Annotated in this window: 16 protein-coding genes; 15 read left to right on the top strand and 1 reads right to left on the bottom strand. The window is 31.9% G+C overall.

Features of this window, described 5'->3' with window-relative positions; all coding sequences use genetic code 11:
* Nucleotides 1-13 precede the first annotated feature (13 nt).
* From ACVC3Y_RS02500 to ACVC3Y_RS02490, 3 genes are read left to right on the top strand one after another with little or no spacing between them, the layout of a single operon-like run.
* On the top strand, nucleotides 14-952 hold the full coding sequence (locus tag ACVC3Y_RS02500; RefSeq protein WP_452226020.1) for a Stealth CR1 domain-containing protein: 939 nt from the start codon (nucleotides 14-16) through the stop codon (nucleotides 950-952).
* Between the two features lie 36 nt (nucleotides 953-988).
* Nucleotides 989-2071 (top strand): CDP-glycerol glycerophosphotransferase, encoded by a 1083-nt coding sequence (locus tag ACVC3Y_RS02495; RefSeq protein ID WP_452226019.1) that lies wholly within the window; start codon nucleotides 989-991, stop codon nucleotides 2069-2071.
* Nucleotides 2064-2819, top strand: coding sequence for a glycosyltransferase family 2 protein (locus ACVC3Y_RS02490; protein WP_452226018.1), 756 nt, complete (start codon nucleotides 2064-2066; stop codon nucleotides 2817-2819). Before ACVC3Y_RS02495 ends, ACVC3Y_RS02490 begins: the two co-directional genes overlap by 8 nt.
* A 66-nt stretch (nucleotides 2820-2885) precedes the next feature.
* Here the strand turns inward: ACVC3Y_RS02490 and ACVC3Y_RS02485 are convergent, their stop codons facing one another.
* Nucleotides 2886-3644 carry a lipopolysaccharide kinase InaA family protein gene (locus ACVC3Y_RS02485; protein WP_452226017.1) on the bottom strand — a complete coding sequence of 253 codons (759 nt, stop codon included), beginning with the start codon at nucleotides 3642-3644 and terminating at the stop codon, nucleotides 2886-2888.
* A 103-nt stretch (nucleotides 3645-3747) separates the two neighbouring features.
* Here ACVC3Y_RS02485 and ACVC3Y_RS02480 point away from each other — a divergent pair, with 103 nt between their 5' ends.
* The 12 genes from ACVC3Y_RS02480 (at nucleotide 3748) to ACVC3Y_RS02425 (ending at nucleotide 24896) form a co-directional block, all read left to right on the top strand.
* On the top strand, nucleotides 3748-4308 hold the full coding sequence (locus ACVC3Y_RS02480) for an L-threonylcarbamoyladenylate synthase (protein ID WP_303425842.1): 561 nt from the start codon (nucleotides 3748-3750) through the stop codon (nucleotides 4306-4308).
* A gap of 75 nt (nucleotides 4309-4383) precedes the next feature.
* Entirely contained in the window at nucleotides 4384-5802 is a 1419-nt protein-coding gene (locus ACVC3Y_RS02475; protein ID WP_303425840.1) for a CCA tRNA nucleotidyltransferase, read from the top strand.
* A gap of 26 nt (nucleotides 5803-5828) precedes the next feature.
* Nucleotides 5829-6278 (top strand): GNAT family N-acetyltransferase, encoded by a 450-nt coding sequence (locus ACVC3Y_RS02470; RefSeq protein WP_303425838.1) that lies wholly within the window; start codon nucleotides 5829-5831, stop codon nucleotides 6276-6278.
* Nucleotides 6279-6280: 2 nt separating this feature from the next.
* On the top strand, nucleotides 6281-7297 hold the full coding sequence (locus tag ACVC3Y_RS02465; protein ID WP_303425836.1) for a COX15/CtaA family protein: 1017 nt from the start codon (nucleotides 6281-6283) through the stop codon (nucleotides 7295-7297).
* Between the two features lie 116 nt (nucleotides 7298-7413).
* A complete protein-coding gene (locus ACVC3Y_RS02460; protein ID WP_303425834.1) occupies nucleotides 7414-7929 on the top strand; it encodes an IS1096 element passenger TnpR family protein in 516 nt (171 codons plus the stop codon).
* A 127-nt stretch (nucleotides 7930-8056) separates the two neighbouring features.
* The gene (locus tag ACVC3Y_RS02455; RefSeq protein WP_303425832.1) at nucleotides 8057-8953 is read left to right on the top strand and encodes an ABC transporter ATP-binding protein; all 897 of its coding nucleotides are present in this window, start codon (nucleotides 8057-8059) and stop codon (nucleotides 8951-8953) included.
* Nucleotides 8954-8999: 46 nt separating this feature from the next.
* Complete coding sequence (locus ACVC3Y_RS02450) at nucleotides 9000-9824, top strand: ABC transporter permease subunit (RefSeq protein ID WP_303425830.1); 825 nt, start codon at nucleotides 9000-9002, stop codon at nucleotides 9822-9824.
* 84 nt (nucleotides 9825-9908) lie between these two features.
* Nucleotides 9909-13229, top strand: coding sequence for a T9SS type B sorting domain-containing protein (locus ACVC3Y_RS02445; RefSeq protein WP_452226016.1), 3321 nt, complete (start codon nucleotides 9909-9911; stop codon nucleotides 13227-13229).
* 8 nt (nucleotides 13230-13237) lie between these two features.
* On the top strand, nucleotides 13238-15685 hold the full coding sequence (locus ACVC3Y_RS02440; RefSeq protein ID WP_452226015.1) for a T9SS type B sorting domain-containing protein: 2448 nt from the start codon (nucleotides 13238-13240) through the stop codon (nucleotides 15683-15685).
* Nucleotides 15686-15715: 30 nt separating this feature from the next.
* Nucleotides 15716-17536, top strand: coding sequence for a gliding motility-associated C-terminal domain-containing protein (locus tag ACVC3Y_RS02435; RefSeq protein WP_452226014.1), 1821 nt, complete (start codon nucleotides 15716-15718; stop codon nucleotides 17534-17536).
* Nucleotides 17537-17701: 165 nt separating this feature from the next.
* Entirely contained in the window at nucleotides 17702-22489 is a 4788-nt protein-coding gene (locus ACVC3Y_RS02430) for a choice-of-anchor L domain-containing protein (RefSeq protein ID WP_452226013.1), read from the top strand.
* A gap of 79 nt (nucleotides 22490-22568) precedes the next feature.
* Complete coding sequence (locus tag ACVC3Y_RS02425) at nucleotides 22569-24896, top strand: T9SS type B sorting domain-containing protein (protein ID WP_303425822.1); 2328 nt, start codon at nucleotides 22569-22571, stop codon at nucleotides 24894-24896.
* The last annotated feature ends 44 nt before the right edge of the window (nucleotides 24897-24940 follow it).

Raw genomic sequence — 24940 nt, 5'->3', positions numbered from 1 at the left:
ATTAATTACTATTATGACAAAAGAAAATACAACACAAAAACCAATTGATGCTGTAATACTTTGGGTAGATGGGGAAGATGAAAAGCATAAAGCAAAGATTTTACCATATATAAAAGATAATAAAAAAGCGAAAACAAAAAAGTTTAGAACACGGTATGACCAAGTTAATGAAATTAAATTCACTATAGATTCTATTTTAAAATTCGCTCCATATATTAGAAATATTCATGTAGTTACAGACGAACAAACTCCTGGTTTTTTAACACCTAAAAAAAGCAAATACAACAAGGTAAACATAGTAGATCATAGTGTTGTTTTTGCAAATTACGAAACCTATTTACCAGTTTTTAACTGTAGACCTATTGAAACTTGCATATACAGAATACCCAATTTAGCAGAACATTTTATTTACTTTAACGACGATTTCTTTTTAATTAAAGAAACAAAACCAGATGATTTTTTTAAAAATGGGCTTCCCGTTTTAAGAGGGAAATGGTTAAAGTTCGATACCGATATACTTTATAAAAAGTTAAAAAAACCTAGAACTGGTCATAAATCTATACAGCAAAATGCAGCTAGACTTCTAGGCTTTAATTCCTATTATAATTTTAAGCATACACCACATCCACTTCGTAAATCTACTTTCGAAAAATATTTCAACGAAAATAAAGAGGTGTTCATTAATAACATAAAACACAGATTTAGAGACAATACGCAATTTACGCCTCAAGGATTAGCAAATCATCTAGAAATAAAAAACGAAACCTGTTATTTTAAAGACGACTTGCAACTTATGTATTTTAGATCTTATAAAAAACCACTATTTTGGTATAAATATAAATTGAACAGAAAAAGTAAAAACAAATTATTTTTAGGCATGCAAAGTTTAGACCTTTGCCCTCCAACTATCTTAGAATACCTTTTAAATTGGTTAGAAAAACGAGTAAACTAACAGTAAAAAATTACTTTAACAAAAACAATAAAATTAATGCAGTACAAGTTTTTAATATACATATCTTATAGTTATGCACTACCAATTGGTATGCCTTTAGATATTGAAATTACAAAACGTGGTTACACTGTAAAATGGTTTGCAGACATAACCGATGGCAAAAAAGCAATCCAAGAAAAAAAGAATACTTTACAAACCATTCAAGAAGTTATAAACTACAAACCAGATGTTGTATTAACTGCAACAGATAGTGTTCCCGATTTTATTTCCGGATTAAAAGTACAGGTATTTCATGGTTTTAATGCTCAAAAAAGACCTTCAAAGAAAAATACTTTTTCGCACTTTAGGCTTCGCGGGTTTTTCGATTTGTATTGCACACAAGGACCTTCTACCACAAATGGTTTTAAAGCGCAACAAAAAAAACATCCATATTTTGAAGTAATAGAGACTGGCTGGAGCAAAGTAGACCCTTTGTTTCCTATTGAAAAAAAAGAAAGCAAAAACACCATTATGATAGCTTCTACTTTTACACAAAGTCTAAGTCTAGCCTACAACAATTCGGTTTACGAGGAAATTAAAAGATTATCCTCGACTGGAACTTTTCATTTTATCATGGTATTACATCCAAAACTACCAAAAGCCATTATTAGCAAATGGAAATCTATAAACAATGCCAATTTCACATTTTTCAACACAACAGATTTAATTCCTTTATATAAAAAAGCAGATATAATGTTTGCTGACACCACCTCTGCAATTCAAGAATTTTTATTACAAAAAAAACCAGTAGTAACTTTTAATCATACTTTTCAACACGATTTTTTATTACATGTATCCCAAGCTGCCGATTTAGAAAAAATATTTCGAAAAGCGCTAACACATCCGGATAACTTGATTAAAAATATTGAAAATTATATTCAAGATTTACATCCTTATTTTGATGGAAAGTCTAGCGAACGCATCATAAATGCAAGTATTTCATTTTTACATAAAGATAAAAGCTATTTAAAACAAAAACCTTTAAATTTGGTGCGAAAGTATAAAATGCGAAAACGTTTAAACTACTTTACTTTTAAAAGCTATAACAAAGCATATACTTTACAAAAAAACAATGAATAAACTCACTGCGATTATTCCTACCGGAAATGAAATTCATAACATTGAAGCTGTTATTGCATCTGTAAGTTTTGCAGACGAAATACTAGTTGTAGATAGTTTGAGTACAGATGGTACTTTTGAAAAAGCTCAAGAATTAGCAACAAAAGTAATACGTCGTGAATATGAATACTCTGCTTCACAAAAAAATTGGGCAATCCCGCAAGCCAAATACGAATGGATTCTATTAGTAGATGCAGATGAACGTGTTACCCCAGAACTAAAAAAAGAAATACTAGCAATATTAAAACAACCTAAAATAGAACATGTTGCTTATTGGATTGGCAGAATGAACCACTTCATGGGAGAACGTGTACATTATAGTGGTTGGAGAAACGACAAAGTAATTCGTCTTTTTAAACGTGATTTATGCAAATACGAAGATAAACACGTACATGCAGAAATAAAAGTAGAAGGCAGTGTTGGTAAATTAACAAATAAATTTTACCACAACACTTATATTACTTTTGATAAGTATTTAGAAAAAATGAATCGATACGCTTGGTGGCAAGCTAAAGATTATGACAAAAAAACAGGTAAACTAACGCCTTATCATTTTGTAATAAAACCCTTATATGGCTTTTTTAAACATTATATTATGCAAAGAGGTTTTTTAGATGGTCTTGTAGGTTTTACCATTGGTACAATACAAGCTTATGTTGTTTTTATGCGCTATTTAAAACTTTGGCTATTACGTAGAGGAAGAGAATAGTTTTTAGTAACTTTTAACTTAATACTCTATTATTTATTAAATACCGCTTTACAATTGCGATAAAAATTACTTTTTCCAGAATTTCAGCTTCTTTTTAAGCCTTCTTTTTCTGTGAAATTTTTCTTGAAAAGCTTCCGTTTCCTTCCACATTAAATTAAAAACCTTATTGTAATCCTCACCCGAAACTTTTGCGTACTCATCGCTCATGGTTTCAACAATTGGCTTATACATTGTTAATCTAGCAAAATTATGTATTCTTTCATTAAATGACATTTCTTTGAATTCCATTCTATTTAAATCCACCAAATAAAATTGATACTCCGCTCCTACTTTTTTAATTAAAGTATTTCCTGGAGAATGGTCTAAAAAATGAATCCCTTTTTCATGCAGCATAAAAGTAAAGCGAGTAAATGCTCTCAATATTTTATCATGATCTGGCATATCTGGATTATGCGATAATTCTCTAAACGTTAATTCGTAATCTAAATGTTCACTTACATAATAACTTTTCTTAAATAATAAAGGACTTGGCAACTCAAAGTAAGCTATTGGATGCGGAGTACCTATTTGTAAATCGAGTAATTTATTTGCATATACAAAAGAACGTTCGGCTTTACTTTTTCTAAAAAATCGATAAACAATTTGATTCACTAAATTAGGAACACGAAACGATTTAATGTTTATAGTTAGATCATTTAACTGAAATAGTTTTAACGAATTTCGCTTCTGGTTGCCATAATCATCCCCTTGATTATCAAAATTTAGAATATAATCTTTTAATACAGATTCAAATTCTGAAAAATTACTTTTAACTTCGTACTTCATAACGCAAAATTACAATTAGTTTTATGGATTCTTATCTATTCATTTAATAAAATTGTAGTTTCAAAAAAAATCAAAAAAACAGTTATATTTTTTTCAATTATATATGCACAAAGAAATTAAAAACACCGTTGAAACGCTAAAAAATGGAGGAATAATCTTATATCCAACAGATACCGTTTGGGGTATTGGCTGTGATGCTACCAATGCAGAAGCTGTTGAAAAAATATACAAGCTAAAAAAACGCATAGAAACGAAAGCTATGATTTGCTTAGTTGCAGATGATAGAATGCTAAAAAAATACGTGAAAAAAATACCTGAAGCTGCACAAAGTATTTTTGATATTTCCGAAACACCAATAACCATCATTTATGATGATGCACAAAATGTAGCACAAAATTTAATTGCAGAAGATAAAACAATTGCGATTCGAATTCCCGATGATGAGTTTTGTTACCAATTATGTAGAAAAATTAATGGAGCAATAGTTTCAACCTCAGCAAATATAAGTGGCCAACCTACCCCAAAATCCTTTAAAGAAATAAGTCCCGACATTTTAAAAGGTGTAGACTATGTTGTAAATTTGCAAAACGAAAAAAAACCAACAAAACCATCGTCTATTATTAAGTTAGGTAGTAATGGTATTGTTAAAGTTATACGAAAGTAAAAAATAAAACGCCAAGTGCTAAATTCCAAAAAGTATATCTTGGAATTTGAATTTTGACTTTTTGGAATTTAGTCTATGAACTACAAACAAGCATTAAATCATAAAATATTTAAAATAATATCAAAATCTGCTAAAGAATTAAATTTAGAAAGTTTTGTTATTGGTGGTTTTGTCCGCGATTTTATTTTAAAACGTGGCACAGCTAAAGATATAGATATTGTTGCTATTGGTAGCGGAATTGCTCTAGCAAAACAAGTAGCCAAAAATTTACCCAACAAACCAAAAGTACAAGTATTTAAAACGTACGGAACAGCAATGCTTCGTTATGACGATATTGAAATTGAATTTGTTGGAGCAAGAAAAGAATCCTACAACGAAGACAGTAGAAATCCAGTTGTAGAAAATGGTACATTGCAAGACGATCAAAACCGAAGAGACTTTACGATTAATGCACTTGCTTTAGATTTAAGCGAAGATAATTTTGGAAACCTTCTAGATCCTTTTCAAGGTGTTCCAGATTTAGATGCTAAAATCATTAAAACACCTTTAAACCCAGACATTACCTATAGTGATGATCCGTTACGTATGATGCGTGCAATACGTTTTGCAACACAGCTTCATTTTAATATTGAAAAAGAATCACTGGATGCTATTTCTAGAAATAACAAACGAATAAAGATAATTACCAAAGAACGTATTGTAGTAGAATTGAATAAAATTCTTTCGGCTAAAAAACCTTCTATTGGGTTCTTACTATTAGAACAAACCGGTTTATTACAGTATATATTACCAGAACTAACAGCTTTAAAAGGAATTGACGAAGTTGAAGGACAAAAACATAAAGATAATTTTTATCACACTTTAGAGGTTGTAGATAATATTGCCCCAAACACAGATAATCTTTGGTTGCGTTGGGCTGCATTATTGCATGATATTGGAAAAGCACCAACAAAAAGATTTAGTAAAAAAGTAGGTTGGACCTTTCATTCGCATGAATTTGAAGGCTCTAAAATGGTCTATCATTTATTTAAAAGACTAAAAATGCCATTAAATGACAAAATGAAATTTGTTCAAAAAATGGTATTTATGAGTTCTAGACCTATTGTTTTAGCACAAGCTGTTACAGATTCTGCAGTGCGACGTTTGGTATTTGATGCTGGAGATTATGTGGACGATTTAATGACGCTTTGCGAAGCAGATATAACCACAAAAAACCCAAATAAATTTAAAAAATATCATAATAACTTTAAGATTGTTCGTGAAAAAATTATAGAGGTTGAAGAAAGAGATAGCGTTCGTAATTTTCAACCTCCCATTTCTGGAGAAGAAATCATGAAAACTTTCAACTTAAAACCTTCTAAAGAAATTGGCATCATTAAAGAAACCATAAAAGAAGCAATTTTAGAAGGAGTTATTCCAAACGAATTTGATGCCGCTTTTCAATTAATGCTAAAAGAAGGAAAACGTTTAGGACTTGAAATTAGTGAACAATAAGCTGTATTCAAAAAAGGATAAAAAAAATGCATTTAGTTAGAACTAACTCAGAAAACAAAGACTTCATTAATTTAGTAAAACAACTAGATGCATATTTAAAAATTACAGATGGTGACGAGCATGACTTTTACAACCAATACAATAATATTGACGTTTTAAAAAATACCATTGTTGCATATCTAGAGAATAAACCTGTTGGTTGTGGCGCTTTTAAAGAATATAATACAACTAGTGTAGAGATTAAACGCATGTTTACACTAAGCGAAACTAGAAGTCAAGGTGTTGCAACCAAAATATTAGAAGCCTTAGAAAATTGGGCTAAAGAAATTGGTTACAAAAAATGCATCCTAGAAACTGGAATAAGACAAGTAGAAGCTGTGCAATTTTATAAAAAAAATAACTATCAATTAATACCAAACTATGGTCAATACGTAGGTATTGAAAATAGTTTATGTTTTGAAAAAGAATTAATTTAAACATGAAAAAAGATAATAAAAAAGTAATCTACTGGCTACTAACTGGATGTATTTTAATTTTTATTATGGTTGTAGTTGGTGGTATAACTAGACTTACACATTCTGGTTTATCTATTTCAAATTACAAACTTATTTCTGGTACCATTCCACCAATGAATGACATCGAATGGCAAGAAGCTTTTAATTTATACCAACAATATCCAGAATACCAAAAGTTAAATAATCATTTTAATCTTCAAGATTTTAAAGACATTTATTTTTGGGAATGGTTACACCGCGTTATTGGTAGGTTTATTGGCATGGTATTTTTTCTTCCATTTTTATACTTTTTAATTACCAAACAACTTAGTAAACCTACAATAAAAAAATCTGTAATTCTTTTATGTCTTGGGGCTTTCCAAGGCTTTCTAGGTTGGTATATGGTAAAAAGTGGGTTAGTTGATAATCCAGATGTAAGCCATTTTAGACTTTCAGCACATTTAACAACTGCGTTTATCACCTTTGCGTATACCTTTTGGGTCGCTTTAGATTTAATGTTTCCTAATAAAAAAACCATACATAAAAGCTTTAAAAAAATCGTACAATTGAGCTTAACTATATTGATTATACAAATTATTTATGGTGCTTTTGTAGCAGGACTAGATGCCGGTTTTATACACAACCATTGGCCAATGATGAACGAAGGTAAATTTATGCATGAAACCGTTTTAATAGAGAAAAACCCTGTTTACTTAAACTTTATCGAAGGAAAAAGCGGTGTACAGTTTGTACATAGAATACTCGCTTACCTAGTTGTTTTTATGGTGTTTTTAATTTGGAAAAAATCTAGAAACATAAAACGCACTGTTTATCAAAACAAAGCCATACAAGCATTAATAGCACTTGTTACACTTCAGTTTATTCTTGGTGTTTGCACTGTTATTTTACAAGTGCCAGTTTGGTTAGGTGTAGCACACCAAATTGGTGCATTTTTTCTATTAAGTGCGATGACATTTACACTACATCGTTTCAGTAAATAATTTAAAAAATAAGTATCTTTGCAAAGAATTTGTTGTTTTAAACGAAGCGCAAGCAACAAACAAGATTCCTGTAGTTATTAAGCGACCTTAATAACTTAACAACACAATAACAAAAAATGATTTATAGATTTAGAATAATACTAGATAACGATACCGAAGAGGATGTTTTTCGCGATTTAGAAATTCGTGAAACAGACACCTTAGAAGATTTACACAATACAATCACACAATCCTTTGGATTTGATGGTTTAGAAATGGCCTCTTTTTATATAAGTAATGATGCTTGGGAACAAGGGGAAGAGATCTCGATGTTTGATGTTAGTGAAGGTGCGAATGCTGTTCGCTTAATGAACGAATCTACCATAAATGATGTAGTTCATGAAATGCAAACCAAGCTAATTTATGTCTATGATTTTTTAAGCATGTGGACATTTTATGTAGAGCTTGCTGAAATTGTAGATGAAGCGGAAGGAACAGACTACCCAAACCTCATGTTTGTTCATGGTCAAATTCCAGATGAAGCTCCTATTAAAAACTTTGAAAGTGACGACCTAGACGAATTTGATGAATTTGATGATGGCTATGACGTCGACGATTACGATAACTTAGACTTTGAAGAAAACTGGAATTAATTTCAGATACTATTCATGGAAACTAAAGCACGCTAATTTAAATAATTAGCGTGCTTTTTTTATTTTATTGTAACAATTTTTCGCGTACTTCGTCTTACTAATAACTAATCCATCAAACCTTTATATTTTGGAATCTATTTTAACGATTAATAACCTTACTAAAAAATTTGGTTTTGTCACAGCAGTAAAAGATCTTTCATTTACTATTAACAGAGGAAACGTTTATGGTATTCTAGGACCAAACGGAAGCGGAAAATCTACAACCTTAGGTATTGTTTTAAATGTAGTAAACAAAACCCAAGGAGACTTTAAATGGTTTGATGGTAATGTATCTACACATGATGCATTAAAAAAAGTGGGAGCAATAATCGAGCGTCCAAACTTTTATCCATACATGACAGCAGCACAAAACCTAAAACTGGTTTGCAAAATTAAAGGTGTAGCCTATAGTAAAATTGAAGAAAAACTTGAAGTTGTTGGCTTAGTAGACAGAAAAGACCACAAGTTTAACACCTACTCTTTAGGTATGAAACAACGTCTAGCAATTGCTTCTGCTTTGCTAAATGATCCTGAAATTTTAATACTCGATGAACCTACAAATGGATTAGATCCGCAAGGAATTCATCAAATTAGAAAGATAATAAAAGATATTGCTGCAAATGGAACAACCATTCTTTTAGCTTCTCACTTATTAGATGAAGTGGAAAAAGTATGCTCACACGTTGTAGTGCTTCGTAAAGGTGAGAAATTATACTCAGGGCGTGTAGACGAGATGATTTCTAGTCATGGTTTTTTTGAATTAAAAACTGAAAAACAAGAAGAACTATTAAAATGCTTAGAAAATGACGCTGTTTTTAAAAACATAAAAGTGGAAAACGGATTAATTACGGCTTTTTTAAACGAACCAATGGATGCTACTAATTTTAACAAATTAATGTTTGAAAAAGGTATCGTCTTATCGCATTTAGTAAAACGTAAAGAAAGTTTAGAAGAACAATTTCTTCAACTTACAGACAACAACTAATTCATCCAACTCATACTGGACATGCTTCAGCACAAAAAATTATCACATGTTACGACTATTAAATCTTGAATTACAAAAATTACTTCTAAACAGAGCTAGTAAAGTACTTATATTTGTTTCCTTTGTCCTACCTTTTACCGTATTAATTTTATCTTCTATTAAGATAAACTTCTTTGGTTTTTTCACTTTAGAATTAGGCGAACTAGGGATATTCAACTTTCCTATAATCTGGCATATTACTACGTTTTTCGCAGCGCAATTTAAATTCTTTTTTGCTATTGTTGTTGTTAGTATGATTGGTAATGAATATAGCAACAAAACGATAAAACAAAACCTTATTGATGGTTTAAGTAAAAAAGAGTTTATACTCTCTAAATTTTATACCATTGTTTTCTTTTCATTAGTAGCTACTATTTTAATAACAGTTGCTTCCTTTTGTATTGGCATGTATTATTCTAGCTATACTGAAGCTAGTATCATATTTAGAGAAACAAATTTCATAGCAGCATATTTTGTAAAATTAGTAGGCTTTTTCACTCTGTGTTTATTCTTTGGAATGCTAGTAAAACGCTCGGCATTTGCATTAGCATTTTTATTTATATTATTCATACTAGAAAACATTATTTTAGGATTGATTACTTGGCAAAGTAACTTTGAACTTGCAGAAAAAATTCAAAATTTCTTCCCATTAAAGTCGATGTACAAATTAATTGACCAACCTTTTCAACGTATAGTAATGACCAAGTTCCCAGATAAAATAGATCTTACCTATGACTATGCTGTACATGGTTATGAGTTTCTTATTGTACTTTGTTGGACTGCTTTATTTTTATTCTTATCGTACAGAATTTTAAAAAACAGAGATTTGTAAATTAGGAAAGTCTATTCAATTTAACATTCACCTTCCTTTATTCCATTAAAAATGTAATATCTTTGGTAGCTATTGCTACATAAGATGAAAAAAATACTATATCTACTTTTTTTAACATTTGCTATTTCTTATTCTCAAGATCAAGCATCCAATTGGTATTTTGGAGATAATGCAGGGATTCAATTTAATACTACTACTGGAACTGTTATTTCAATTACAGACGGACAGTTAAGAACAGACGAGGGTTGCACTAGTATTTCGGACCAAGATGGAAATCTATTATTTTATACAGATGGTATAACCGTGTTTGATAAAGCACATAACGTAATGCCTAATGGAAATAGCTTAAAAGGAAATCCTTCTAGCACACAATCTGCCATAATTATTCCGAAACCAGAGGATGAAGATATTTATTATATTTTTACCGTAGATACCGAATATCAAGGCTCTATAGATGAAGGTTTTCACTACTCGGAAGTGGACATGTCTCTAAATGCAGGTTTTGGTAGCGTAACGGCAACAAAAAACATACAGTTGCTTAGTAATACTTCAGAAAAACTTAGTGCAGTATTAAAAGATTGCGAATCTGGAAACATTTGGGTAATTACTTTTGCAGACAGCAGTGGAGGTGATAGAAATGATACTTTTTATGCTTATGAAGTTTCCAACACAGGAATAAACCTAACTCCCGTAGCTTCTAATTCAGGAATCAATATAGACGAAAAAAGAGGTTACCTAAAATTCTCTCCAGATGGCACAAAATTAGCAGCTGCCAATATTGGTCAAGGTTTATTTCTTTTCGATTTCGATACGGATACAGGATTAGTAAGCAATAGACAGCAAATTAATATTAATTTTAATAGTGCTACATCAAAACCGCAATCCTCCTATGGTTTAGAGTTTTCTCCAGACAGCCAATTGCTATATGTCACTACATATTATGAAACTCCAAATTCCGATTTTTCGAACCCTAATGCACAATATGGAGCATTATTACAATACGATCTAAATGCGGCAAATATTAGTGCTAGTGAAGTGGTTATAGACGACAGACAAATGTACCGAAGTGCGTTACAACTAGCTCCTAACGGGAAAATTTTTAGATCACTAAGTGAAACCTACAATACAGGAGTTCCGTTTTTAAGCACAATTGAAAACCCTAACACCATTGGTATAGGTTGTAATTACCAACATGCAAACATAGATTTAAATGGAAGAAATGCAAGACAAGGACTTCCTCCTTTTATCTCTTCCTTTTTTACTGAAAAAATTGATATTACTGGAAACGCTACAGAAACCACTTTTCTACCGCTTTGCACAGGAGATATATTTACTCTTTTTGCAGATGATATACCAGGAGCTACCTATTCCTGGTCTTATAACGGAACACCATTACCAAACTCAAGCTACGACCTAACCATATCGCAACCAGGGTCTTATGAGTTAATAATAGATTTAAACTCTGCAGATTGTGAAACTCTGGAAGGAAAAGCCATCATTGAATACTACGATATACCTACTGCCACGCAACCAAACGACTATATTGTTTGCGATGACAACAATAACGCACACTGGGCTTTCGACCTTTCCAGTCAAGACGCTCAAATTTTAGATACCCAAGACCCTAACATTTATAGTGTTCATTATTTTGAAAATCAAGTAGACGCTAACAATAATGAAAATGAAATCGTTGGAGCATATGATAATCAAACAAACCCGGAAACCATTTTTGCTAGAATACATAATATTAATAATCCTAACTGTTACGATACTACAACATTCCGTTTACAAATTTTTAATACTCCAATAGCTAATACTGTCGATGACTTTATAACATGTGATGATGGCAGTAATGATGGAGATGATACCAATGGACAAACAGATATATTACTTACTGACTTTAATAGTGATGTATTAGGCACACAAAACGCCGCAGATTACACCATAACATATCATAATTCGCTAACAGACGCTACTAATAATAATCCGCCATTAGCAAACACATATTATAATGTTACACCAATAAATGAGACTATTTTTGCGAGAATAGAAAACAACCTAAACCCTGACTGCTTTGATACTACCTCTTTTAATATTACAGTAAACCCGAAACCAAATCGCTATGACAGTAGCTTATTTCAATGTGATGAAGATGGAACTATAGACGGCAACACAGTTTTCAACCTAACAGAAGCAGAAGATGCATTAACGGGAAGTGCTACAAATGTTTCTGTAACCTTTCACACTTTATTAATAGATGCTCAAAATGAAGAAAATGAAGTAGATGCAACTAGCTTTCCAAATACAAGTAATCCTCAAGAAATTTTTGCTCTAATAACAGATAACACAACAGAATGTGCTGTAATTGCAAAACTTAGACTAGAAGTTAGCACAACTCAAATACAAGACTATACGCCGCAACCTGTATGTGATGAATTAGACTCTGAAGACGGTTTAAACACCTTTAACTTAGATGATTTTACTGCAGAGATTCAAAACTTAAATAGTATTGCGCTACCTATTACCTATTATGAAAACTATAATGATGCTCTAGTAGAGCAAAACCAATTAGTATCTCCATACACAAACATAGAGCCTTACACGCAAACTATTTATGCTAGAGCTGAAGACAACAATGCATGCTATGGTATTAGTGAAATTACATTAACAATAAATAAACGCCCAGAATTAGTAGAAGACGAAACAACTTATTATTGTTTAAATTCCTATCCAGAAACAATACCGTTAGAAAGTGGTGTTATTGGCAATCCTAATGAGTATACTTATCTATGGTCTAATGGAGAAACTACAAACCAAATTCTAATTAATGAAGCTGGAAGCTATACAGTTACCGTTACCAACTCCGAAAATTGTGAAAAATCCAGAACGATTATAGTCGAAGCTTCAAATATCGCTACTATTGATTCTATAGAGGTTCTAGATGCAGTCTCTAATAATACAATAGTTGTTAATGCTTCTGGAGAAGGAGAATATGAATATGCCATTTTTAATGATGCTGGGTTATATGCATATTATCAAACAAGTAATACATTTACAAATGTAGCCCCTGGAGGAATCTATACTGTCTCTATTAGAGATATAAAAAACGGTTGTGGTATTGTAGAAGAAAAAGTATCAGTAATTGGTTTCCCTAAATTCTTTACACCAAATAATGATGGCGTAAATGATTATTGGCAAGTGTATGGTGTTTCTAGTATCTTTCAACCAAATACTAAGATTAAAATATATAACCGCTATGGAAAATTAATAAAACAAATTAGTCCAATTGGTCAAGGTTGGGATGGATCATTTAATGGGGAAAACCTACCTAATGATGATTATTGGTTTGCCGTTACGTTACAAGACGGAAGAGAATATTTTAATCACTTCACACTTAAAAGATAATCGCCCTTTTGAAAACAAATCGTAAACTACTTATACTATCCATTCTAATTCTGTTTGTGCAATTTACTTTCGCTCAATTACCAACAGATTGTATAGATGCTGTTATTGTTTGTGGAAATTCTAGTGTAAATTTAGACGCAAACGGTATTGGCACACAAGAGCTTTCTGGATCAAACACTTGTTCTAGTAGCGAAAACAATAGCTTATGGCTACAAGTTACTGTAGTTAATAATGGTACACTTGGTTTTACTTTAAGACCTAGAAGTGGAAGAATTGAAATTGATTATGACTTTTTTGTATTTGGTCCAAATGTAAGTTGTGGTGCAATTGGGCAAGCAATTAGATGCTCTACTACAAATCCGCAAGCTGCAAATCAAGGAAACAACCTTACGGGAATGAATGATACAGAAACAGACACTTCCGAAGGTCCAGGTGGACAAGGAAACAGTTTTGTTAGATGGCTTGATGTTCTTGCTGGAGAGACATACTATATTGTTATAGATAGACCTGTTGGTACAAGTCCTTTTACTTTAGAATGGACTGGAACTGCAGAATTTGCAGAACCACCAACTAATAATTCAGGTTCTGCTGATGCACTAAACATGGAAGCCTGTGATGTAACAGCACCTTTTGATGATGGCTCAACAACTTTTAATTTAGATAACAATACACCATCTATAATTGGTACGCAAACCAATGTAAATGTCACCTATCATGATTCCGAAAGCGATGCAAACCTAAATACTAGCCCATTAACTAGTCCATATACAAATCTTGAAAATCCAAAAACAATATATGCGAGACTTACAAATACAGCTAATGGTTGTTTTGATATTGCTCCTTTTGAATTAACAGTAAACTCAGGTCCAAATTTTGCTGCTCCAACCAATTTAGAAAGTTGTGATAATTACGACGATGGAGACGCAATGGATGGCGTTACTTTTTTTGATTTAGAATCTAAAACCGAAGAAATACTAGACGGTCAAAACGCTTCACAAGTAAATATCACCTATCACGAAACCAATGCGCAAGCTATAAGTAATATGAGCCCTTTAACAAGCCCGTATTATAGCTCCAATACCACCCTTTTTGTAAGAATTGAAGACGCTAACGAACCTGATTGTAAAAATATTACCCCTTTAAATTTAGTAACTCTGGCGCCCCCTTCAAGTAGTAATAGTTCACTTTTTCAATGTGATGAAGATGGTACCGTAGATGGACTAACCATTTTCAATCTCTTTCAAGCACAAGAATCTCTAACTATTGGAAATACAAATGCTCTAGTTAAATTTTATGAAGAACAAATAGATGCAGAAAATAGTATAAATGAAATAGATGGAAATAGTTTTACTAATACACAAAACCCAGAAACTGTATACGCGCAAATTATTAATAACAGTACAGGTTGCTTTTCTGTTGCTTCACTTACGTTGGAAGTAAGCACTACTCAAATTCAAAATTATTTTCCACCAGAAGTTTGTGATGAAATAGATTCCGAAGACGGAATAAACACCTTTAATCTTGATGACTTTACTACAGACATTCAAAACATAAATGGTATTACACTTCCTATCACCTATTATGAAACATATAACGATGCACTTTTAGAACAAAACGAATTAACAACTCCATACACAAATACAACTCCCTATTCACAAACATTATTTGCAAGAGCTGAGGATAATAATGCTTGCTACGGAATTAGTGAAGTCGCATTAATAATCAATGAACGGCCAGATATTTTAGAAGACGAAACAACGTTTTATTGTTTAAATTTTTATCCGCAAACCATAACACTGTCTAGTGGAGTTATAGGAAATCCAAATGATTACACCTACTCTTGGTCTTCTGGTGAAACAACAAATGAAATTCAAGTGAATGAAGTTGGTAATTACACAGTGACTATTACAAACGCTAACAATTGTGATAAATCGAGAACAATAATTGTTGAAGCTTCCAATACAGCAACCATAGATACTGTTGAAATTATAGATGGAAACATTAGCAATACCATTACCGTTTTAACTTCTGGAGAAGGGATTTATGAATATGCATTATATAACAACGATGGTGTTTTATATACGCCATACCAACCTAGTAATATTTTAAACAATGTATATCCAGGAATGTATACTATTCATGTAATGGATGTTAAAAACAATTGTGGTATTGTAAAACAAAACGTTTCCGTAATTGGCTTTCCAAGATTTTTTACTCCAAATAATGATGGCGTGCATGACACTTGGCAAGTATTAGGGATTTCTAATCCTATCCAACCAAATACAAAAATTAAAATATTTAATCGTTATGGTAAACTAATTAAACAAATAAGCCCTTCCGGGCTTGGTTGGGATGGTACTTTTAATGGAGTAAACTTACCTAATGACGACTATTGGTTTGCTATTACTTTACAAGATGGTAGAGAATATTTCAATCATTTTACCTTAAAACGATAAAATTAATCACGTACATTTACATAGTAACCTATGAAAATACGTAAACGACTTCTTGCATTAACATTTTTACTCTTTGGTATTCTTCAACTAAGAGGGCAAGACATTACTTTATACCAACAGTATAATGGTCGTATAAATTATACCGCAATTGGTAATACTTTAAATGAATTTGAAAACAATTTAGTCAGAGAATTTTGTGAAATTTTACCGAGCTCTTCAGCAGATTTAAATATACCTAACAGTGCATCAATTTTAGCAGCATATTTATATTGGGCAGGGTCTGGAACAGGAGATCAAGAAGTTACACTAAACAACAATACTATTATTGCAGATGAAATCTATACTGTAAATTATCAAGATCCCACAAACGGCACCCTAACCTATTTCTCCTGTTTTACTAACATTACAGATATAGTTTCCGCTTTAGGAAATACCAATTACACATTTAGCGATTTAGATATTTCGGAAACACTTACTAACAATCCTGGATATTGTAATAACAGAACAAACTTTGCTGGTTGGAGTATGTATATTATTTATGAAGAATCTAGCTTACCAATAAATCAAGTAAGCCTTTTTCAAGGTTTAGAAATTATTAATCGTGAAGTACAAGAAAAAACAATTATTATTGAAAACATTAATGTTTTAGATAATGATGGCGCTAAAATTGGATTTCTTGCTTGGGAAGGTGATAACGCATTAAATCTTGGAGAAACATTAACTATCAATGAAGCTGTAATCTCTAACCCTCCATTAAACTTAGCAGATAATGCTTTTAATGGAACCAATACGTTTACAAACTCGACAACTTTTTACAATGTAGATTTAGACGTATATTCCATTCAAAATAATATTGCAATTGGAGATGTTTCAGCAGCTATAAAATTAACTACACAGGCAGATTTAATTATTCTAAACAACATTATTACCGTATTAAATAGCCAATTACCAGACGCTACAATAACACTTAACAATTACACAATACCTTGTTATAGCAAAACAATAGACCTAGATTATACCGTATATAATATAAATAGTACAGAAGTATTACCTGAAAATACACCTATAGCTTTTTATGCTAATAATATTCTTATAGCGCAAAGCACAACACAAAACGAAATAGCTATTGATGGTTTAGAAAATAGAAATATATCTCTTACAATACCGGATAATATACCAGACAATTTCACTTTAAGTCTTGTGGTAGATGATATTGGAGATTCTAGCGGAATTGTAATTGAATTAAACGAAACGAACAACATAACCATTGAAAACATACAACTTATCCCGCTACCAGAAATAACAAAACTAGAAACGATGTTAAGTTGTGATATAGGTTTTAATACTGCCATTTTTAATATAACAAACCAATTAGAATTTATTGAAAATGTAGACATTAACACCATTAGTTTTTATGAAGAATTGGAAGACTTACTTAATAATGAAAATAATATAATTCAACCAGAAAATTTCCAAAGTAACGCAAGTCCGCAAACCATTTTTATAAAACAGGAAAACGAAGGTTGTGCAGCTATTTATCAATTCAACCTGTTAACAGAAAACTGCCCACCAATTATTCCTCAAGGTTTTTCACCAAATAACGACACCGTTAACGACTGGTTTAACATTCAAGGTTTATACGATATTTTCGAAAACCATGAATTGCAAATATATAATAGATATGGTACATTAATCTTTGTTGGAGACAACTCCAAAAGATGGGAAGGCAAAGCCAATCGAGGTTTAAATAATTTAGATACATTACTTCCGGTTGGCACCTATTTTTATGTACTAAATTTAAACGATTCTAACTTTAAAATTAGAACGGGTTGGGTCTATTTAAATAGATAACCTATTTATTTTTAATGTATTTCACCGATTTAATTTGCATTTAATCTAATTTCTACTTAGTTTTGACCCATAAAATCTAAGTATAATAATTTGAAAAAGAGTCCCATAAAACAAAACCATAGACTAAGGTTACTATTTACATGTGTTTTAGTAAGTATTAGTTTTTTGCATAACTCCTTTTCGCAAAAAATTACTATAGATAATACACAAACACCTCAACAACTTATTGAGAATAATTTAATTCTAGGTTGTGTAGAGGTTTCCAATATTGTTTCTAACGTAAACGGAAGTGTAAATGGACTAACTAGTTATGGTTATTTTGAAAAGGGGACTTCTAATTTTCCTTTTGAAAATGGTATTTTACTTTCTACTGGAAACGTAACTTCTGCTGGTAATACTACAAACGAAAATAACTTACATGATGGAGATGCCAGTTGGGGAACAGATACAGATATAGAAACTGCTCTCGGCATTACAAATACAGTGAATGCGACTTCAATAGAGTTCGATTTTATTTCTGTTTCAAATCAAATTCAGTTTAACTATATCTTAGCTTCCGAAGAATACTATGCAACTTACCCTTGCGAATATTCTGATGGTTTTGCTTTTCTGTTAAGAGAAGTTGGCACAACTACGTATACAAATATTGCTGTAGTACCAGGAACGAATACACCGGTAAACACCAGTACCATACACGATGAAATTGTTGGTCATTGTGCTGCAGAAAATGAAACGTATTTTGATGGTTATAACATTGGCGACACTAATTTTAATGGTCGTACAACAGTACTTTCGGCAACAGCTAGTATTCAGCCAAACGTACAATACCAAATTAAATTAGTAATAGCAGATCAAGATGACCAAAATTATGATTCTGCTGTTTTTATTGAAGGTAACAGTTTTAATGCAACTGTAAATCTAGGAGAAGACATTACAACTTGTGCAGACTCTATTACCCTTAATGCAGATACACAAAATCCTTTAGCAACGTACCAATGGTTTTTAAATGGGACTTTAATAACAGGGGAAACACAACATGATTTAGAAAATGTTACGCAATCTGGTATGTACCAAGTTTTAGTAACTATTCCTATAAGTGATACTTTTTGCGAAATACAAGATGAAATATCTGTTACTTTAAGTTCGGAACAATCTGCAGGAGAAATTGAAGATTATGAAATCTGTGATGACATAAGTAATGATGAAGTAGAAACCTTCGATCTTTCTACTATGGAAACCGAAATTTTAGCCTCTGTACCGCCTTCCAATTATAATATTAGTTATCACGATTCAGATACTAATGCACAAAGTGGAAACAACCCGATTACTGTTCCAATTCAAAATGCAAGTAATCCGCAAATAATTCACGTAAGAATTGAAGATACAGCGAATGGTTGTTTAGCATTCTCTACCTTTAACCTTGTTGTAAATTCGTTACCAACAATTATAGACCCTACACAATTAGATATATGCGATGATGCTACTTCAGACGGTTTTACAACCATAGATTTATCGGTAAAAAACGACGAAATATCAGGAGGGAATTCGAACTACATTGTAAACTATCATTACTCGCAAACAGATGCCAATAATGTAGAAAATGCAATTCCTTTGCCATATGCAAACACCAATATAACAGAGCAACTTTTTGTAAGTGTTGTAGATGCAACAACTGGATGTGTTAGCACAACAACATTATTAATTAATGTTTTAGAAAATCCTGTTATAAATATGGACACACAACAAATTAATGCTTGTGAACCAGATGATGACGGATTAGCGACTTTCGATTTATCTACAATAATTCCAGATGTATTAGACGGTCTAACGGATGTTACGGTATCTTTTCATATAACTTATGAAGATGCAGAAACTGGTGCAAATCCAATTTCAGATTATCAAAATTTTAATAACACAGAGCCTAATACACAAACCGTTTATATTCGAGTAGTAAGTAATGCTACTGGATGTGCTTCTATATCTGGTGTAGAACTTCATGCTAACCTATTACAATCTGGCACACATATTATCAATTTTAGCGCATGTGATGATGTATCTAATGATGGTATTCATGATTTTAACTTGGAAGATATTGCTGATAATATTGCGAATAATATTGAAGACGTTATAATAACTTTCTTTGAAACTGAAGAAGACCAGACTAACAATGTAAGCGAAATTGATAAAACCTTACCTTACACAGTAACAAGTAGCCCACATACACTTTATGTAACTATTGAAACTCCTGGGTGTATTTATTTTACATCTATTAATTTATATATAAACCCTCCAACTATAATTCAACCTTTATCTCCTGTAGATTATTGCGATACAGATGATGATGGCTATACCTCTATTGCTTTAGAAGACTTTAATAGTTATGTAAGTGAAGGAATTACAAATACGGCAGTTAGTTATTTTTTAACAGAAGAAAATGCCGATAATAACGAAAACCAATTACCTCCTTTTTATACAAATACTACAAATCCGCAAATAGTATTTACAAGAGTCGTAAATACAGACACAAATTGTTATGATGTCGCTGAGTTAGAAATACATGTAATCCCTGCTCCAACTGTCATGCAACCTATGGATATAGTAATATGTGATGACGATTATGACGCTTCCTATATTGTAAATCTGGATAATAAAATAAGCGAAATAGTTACTAGCACTTCAGACTTAACAATTACGTTTCATACCTCAGAAAATGACGCTAATGCAAATGAAAATGCAATAACAAACACCGCTGCTTATAATGCAAATACACAAACAATTTATACAAGAGTAGAAAGTGAAATCACAACCTGTTTTGCTTTAGTTATTTTTGAAATAACCGTTAATACAGAACCTATTTTTACAGATATCTCTAATTTTAGACAATGTGAAGCAGATGGAGACCAAACAGCAGATTTTATTTTTAATGAAAAAGATACCGAAATCTTAAATAACCAAACAGGAAAACGTGTTTTGTATTTTGAAACACCACAAAATGCTATCGACAGAGTTGGTATAATAGATAAAAATACAGAATATCAAAACATAGAAAATCCACAAGAAATCTTTGTAAGAGTAGAAAACGTTACAGATATAGATTGTTTTGACACAAGTTCTTTACAGATAGAAGTTGGATTAATTCCAGAATTTACAGCTCCTAATGATTTTATTGTTTGTGATGACATTTCAAATGATGCCAAAGAGATTTTTGATTTTTCTGAAAAAATAATAGAAATGTCTGCAGCTTCTACAGACAATCTAACAATAACATTCTACACCTCATTTAATGATGCAGAAAACGAACAAAATAGCCTACCACTTCAATATGAAAACATAGAAAATCCGCAACAGATTTATGCTAGAATAGAAAATGGAACCTACTGTCATGGTATCGCCGAGTTTGGATTAAACATCATACAAGTACCAAATGTAAACCTTACTGGACCGCTACAAAAGTGTGATACAGATACAGACGGACTTACAAACTTTAATTTAACAGATGTCGAAGTAGATGTTTTAGGTGTAAGGCAAGATGATATAGAAATAACTTACCATCCTTCAATTGAAGACGTAGAAGCGCACACAAATATAATCACAAACCCAAGTAATTATACCAATATTACCAATCCACAAACAGCATATATCAAAATCACGAGTACTATTTCTACTTGTCATGTAGCAGTACCTATTGAACTAATTGTAAACGTCCCACCAACTATAAACGCTATTTCTAATATCGAAACTTGCGAAAGTGATAATAATACTTTTAACCTTTTAGAAACCATAGATAGCTTATTAGACGATACAACAAATGTAGCTGTTTCGTTTTATAGAAATTCTACAGATGCAGAAAATGGACAAAACTCGCTAAACGATAATTATACTTACGTCTCTAATAATGACACGATTTATGTTAGAGCTGAGAATACAACTTCTAACTGTCATATTACTTCTTCCTTTATATTACAAGTTAATAGTAATCCTATAGCATATACTGTAACAGACTTACAAACATGTGATGAAGATTATGATTCTATGGAAGAATTTAATTTAGAACAACAAACAGCAATCGTATTAGGAAGTCAAAACCCAAACGACTTTAATGTTTCTTATTTTGAATTAGAAGATGAAGCCATTACTAACGAAAATGCAATTACAGATTTAAACTACATTGCTTTCGATGGACAAACCTTTTACATACGCATCGAAAATAAAAACACACTATGTTATAGCATAACTAGTTTTAATACTATTGTACATAGAAAACCAATAGTAGAAATTGAAGACCAAACCATCTGCTTAGAAAGTCTTCCTCTTATAGTTAGTGCAAATACAGGTTTTAGTAACGACACCTATGCATGGTCTAACAGCGAAACAACTCCAGAAATTGAAATCACACAAATAGGAACCTACTCTATAAGTGTAACAACTGCTTTTGGATGCACTACTTCTACTACTTTTAATGTTATAGAATCCGAACAGGCAACTATAGAATTTACAGAACAAGTAGATTTTTCAGATCCAAATAATATAACAGTTACTATTAGTGGAATTGGCGATTACTTCTATATTCTAGATAACGGTCCTGCACAAGAATCTAACTTTTTTAATAATGTAACTCTTGGTCCACATATTATTACAGTTTTAGATGCCAATGGTTGTGCTTCTGCTACCAAAGAAATTATAATTATAGATACTCCTCTATTTATGACACCAAATAATGATGGCTATAATGATACTTGGCACATTACAGGTGTGAACCAACTTACTGGCACTATTGTGCATATTTTTGATAGATATGGCAAACTTTTAAAAACACTAACACATACTTCTCCAGGTTGGGACGGAACTTACAGAGGGCAAAACATGCCAACTAACGATTATTGGTTTGTTGCTGAAGTAATACAAGAAGGTAAAAAGTTTGAACTTAAAGGAAATTTTGCGCTAAAACGATAAGGTGTAACAACATTCTTTAACACTTCATAGTATATATAAAAGTAAGTTCTTACTTATATTTGCAATCCAATTGCGTGTAATGAAGAATTATTTCTCGGTTTTATTATCTCTTTTCACTTGTTTGCTGTTTTCTCAAAACATACAAGTAGACAATAATACCTATACGCCACAACAACTTATTGAAGATATTTTAATAAATAGTGATTGTATTAGCAATGTGATTGTAAATAATGTTGTTGGAGGAAACTTTAATGGTACAGACCAAAGTTATGGTTATTTTGATGCTACAGGAACCTCTTTCCCTATCGCTAGTGGCCTGGTGTTAAGCACCGGAAGATTATCTAACGTTCCGGGTCCAAATACAAGCTTAAGTGATGATGATGCAACTGGATGGTCTGGGGATACAGATTTAGAAACCGCCTTAGGAGAAAACAACACGCATAATGCTACTATTTTAGAATTCGATTTTCAATCGGTTAGTAATCAAATAAGTTTTAGATATTTATTTGCTTCCGAAGAATACCAAGAAGGAGATAATAGCACCTGTCAATATTCCGATTTATTTGGCTTTTTAATTCGCCCAGTAAGCGCTTCAACGTATACAAATATTGCTTTAGTACCAGGAACAAATACTCCTGTAAAAGTAACCACTGTACATTCAGGAATTCCTGGTTCTTGCCAAGCAATTAATGGAAATTATTTTGGAGGTTGGAACAATAACACTGCTCCTATAAATTTTAATGGTCAAACTACGGTTTTAACAGCAACCACTGCCATTACACCAAACCAAACGTACCATGTAAAACTAGTCATTGCAGATGAGTTTAATTACAGGTACGATTCTGCTGTTTTTTTAGAAGCCGGAAGTTTTACCTCAAACATTAACCTCGGCATAGATAGGCTAATAGCAACAAGAAATCCCTTGTGCGAAAACGAAACCCTAGAACTAGATGCAACACAAACTGGAGCTACAGGATATACTTGGTTTAAAAATAGTCTGCCTATTGCTGGAGAAACAAACCCAACCTATACTATTGTGGATCAAGGTATATATAGCGTTGCTATTACCTACCCTACTTCCTGTATAACCTCTGGGGAAATCAATGTAGAATATGCTCCAAAACCTATAGTAAACGACTACTCCTTAGTTGCTTGCGATTTAAACCAAGACGGAATTACAAGATATAATCTGTTCGATGCCGAACCAAATATTATTACTAACAACAGAGATTATGTTACCGATTATTATCTGTTTGAAGCCGATGCTGAACAAGGTATAGGCGAAATACCTAATCCAACATCTTTTGAAAACAATACGATTTTACAATCCGTTTTTGCTCGTGTAGAAAATGAGTTTGGCTGTTTCGCTGTAGCGGAAGTAATTTTAGATATTTCAACAAACACAGTTATTATTCCACCATTTCCAGCATGTGATAATGCACCTGTAGACGGTTTTACCGAATTTGATTTAAATCAGCTACGCTCCCAAATAGAAACACAAGTTCCTGCAGGATCCGTAATTACATTTTTTCCTTCGGAAGCAGATTTACTAGCAGAAACAAATAGTATCAATGGAAACTACACAAATACATCTCAAGATTTAGAAACCATCTATGTGCTTATTATTAATGGAAGTGATTGTTTTGCTGTAAGCACAGTAACTTTAACTACAGAAGAATCCCCTATTCTCTTAGAAGATGAAACTATAAAATATTGCGTAAACAATTATCCAAATACCATTCCATTAAAAGCAGGAATACAAACAGGCTCTCCGGGAGATTTCACTTATCAATGGCGCTTAAACAACCTAGCAACAACCTTTAGTAGCGAGACTATATATATTAATGAAATTGGCATCTATACAGTTATTGTTACACTTCCTAATGGCTGTACTGCAACTAGAGATATCCTTGTTGAAGCTACCGAAAGTGCTTTTGTAGAATCGGTTTCGGTTTCGGGTATTGCTCCAGAAAACTCAATAAGCATTACTGTTTCAGGTAATGGAGATTATGAGTTTGCGATAGATTCTATTAGTGGTTTATACCAAGAAAGTAATACCTTTACTAATGTTTCAGCAGGTGAACATATGGTTTACATTCGTGATAAAAATGGTTGTGAAACCGTTCAAGAACTTATTTATGTATTAGGTTTCCCATCTTATTTTACTCCTAATGGAGATTATTACAACGAAACTTGGATGCCTTTAGGTGTAGATTTAGACTTTAAAGCAACTATGATTATTCAAATTTTTGATAGATATGGTAAACTTTTAAAACAAATAACCCCACAAAATCAAGGATTTAATGGTACATTTAATGGCGAAAATTTACCATCTTCAGATTATTGGTTTGTTGTTAGCTTTTCTAACGGAAAAACATACAAAGGTCATTTTGCTTTAATTAGATAATGGTAACATACGCTTAACTTTGTATTTATTTATTATTTTTTAAT

Source organism: Lacinutrix cladophorae (assembly GCF_053604645.1).
Note: the sequence above shows the minus strand (reverse complement) of the source record. Positions and strands in the feature narration are given on the sequence as shown.

Excerpts from the sequence above, each read along its gene's own strand:
- ACVC3Y_RS02495 (WP_452226019.1), top strand. The coding sequence starts at position 989 with ATGCAGTACAAGTTTTTAATATACATATCTTATAGTTATGCACTACCA.
- ACVC3Y_RS02480 (WP_303425842.1), top strand. The coding sequence starts at position 3,748 with ATGCACAAAGAAATTAAAAACACCGTTGAAACGCTAAAAAATGGAGGA.
- ACVC3Y_RS02445 (WP_452226016.1), top strand. The coding sequence starts at position 9,909 with ATGAAAAAAATACTATATCTACTTTTTTTAACATTTGCTATTTCTTAT.
- ACVC3Y_RS02485 (WP_452226017.1), bottom strand. The coding sequence starts at position 3,644 with ATGAAGTACGAAGTTAAAAGTAATTTTTCAGAATTTGAATCTGTATTA.
- ACVC3Y_RS02460 (WP_303425834.1), top strand. The coding sequence starts at position 7,414 with ATGATTTATAGATTTAGAATAATACTAGATAACGATACCGAAGAGGAT.
- ACVC3Y_RS02470 (WP_303425838.1), top strand. The coding sequence starts at position 5,829 with ATGCATTTAGTTAGAACTAACTCAGAAAACAAAGACTTCATTAATTTA.
- ACVC3Y_RS02435 (WP_452226014.1), top strand. The coding sequence starts at position 15,716 with ATGAAAATACGTAAACGACTTCTTGCATTAACATTTTTACTCTTTGGT.
- ACVC3Y_RS02465 (WP_303425836.1), top strand. The coding sequence starts at position 6,281 with ATGAAAAAAGATAATAAAAAAGTAATCTACTGGCTACTAACTGGATGT.
- ACVC3Y_RS02500 (WP_452226020.1), top strand. The coding sequence starts at position 14 with ATGACAAAAGAAAATACAACACAAAAACCAATTGATGCTGTAATACTT.
- ACVC3Y_RS02475 (WP_303425840.1), top strand. The coding sequence starts at position 4,384 with ATGAACTACAAACAAGCATTAAATCATAAAATATTTAAAATAATATCA.
- ACVC3Y_RS02450 (WP_303425830.1), top strand. The coding sequence starts at position 9,000 with ATGTTACGACTATTAAATCTTGAATTACAAAAATTACTTCTAAACAGA.
- ACVC3Y_RS02425 (WP_303425822.1), top strand. The coding sequence starts at position 22,569 with ATGAAGAATTATTTCTCGGTTTTATTATCTCTTTTCACTTGTTTGCTG.
- ACVC3Y_RS02490 (WP_452226018.1), top strand. The coding sequence starts at position 2,064 with ATGAATAAACTCACTGCGATTATTCCTACCGGAAATGAAATTCATAAC.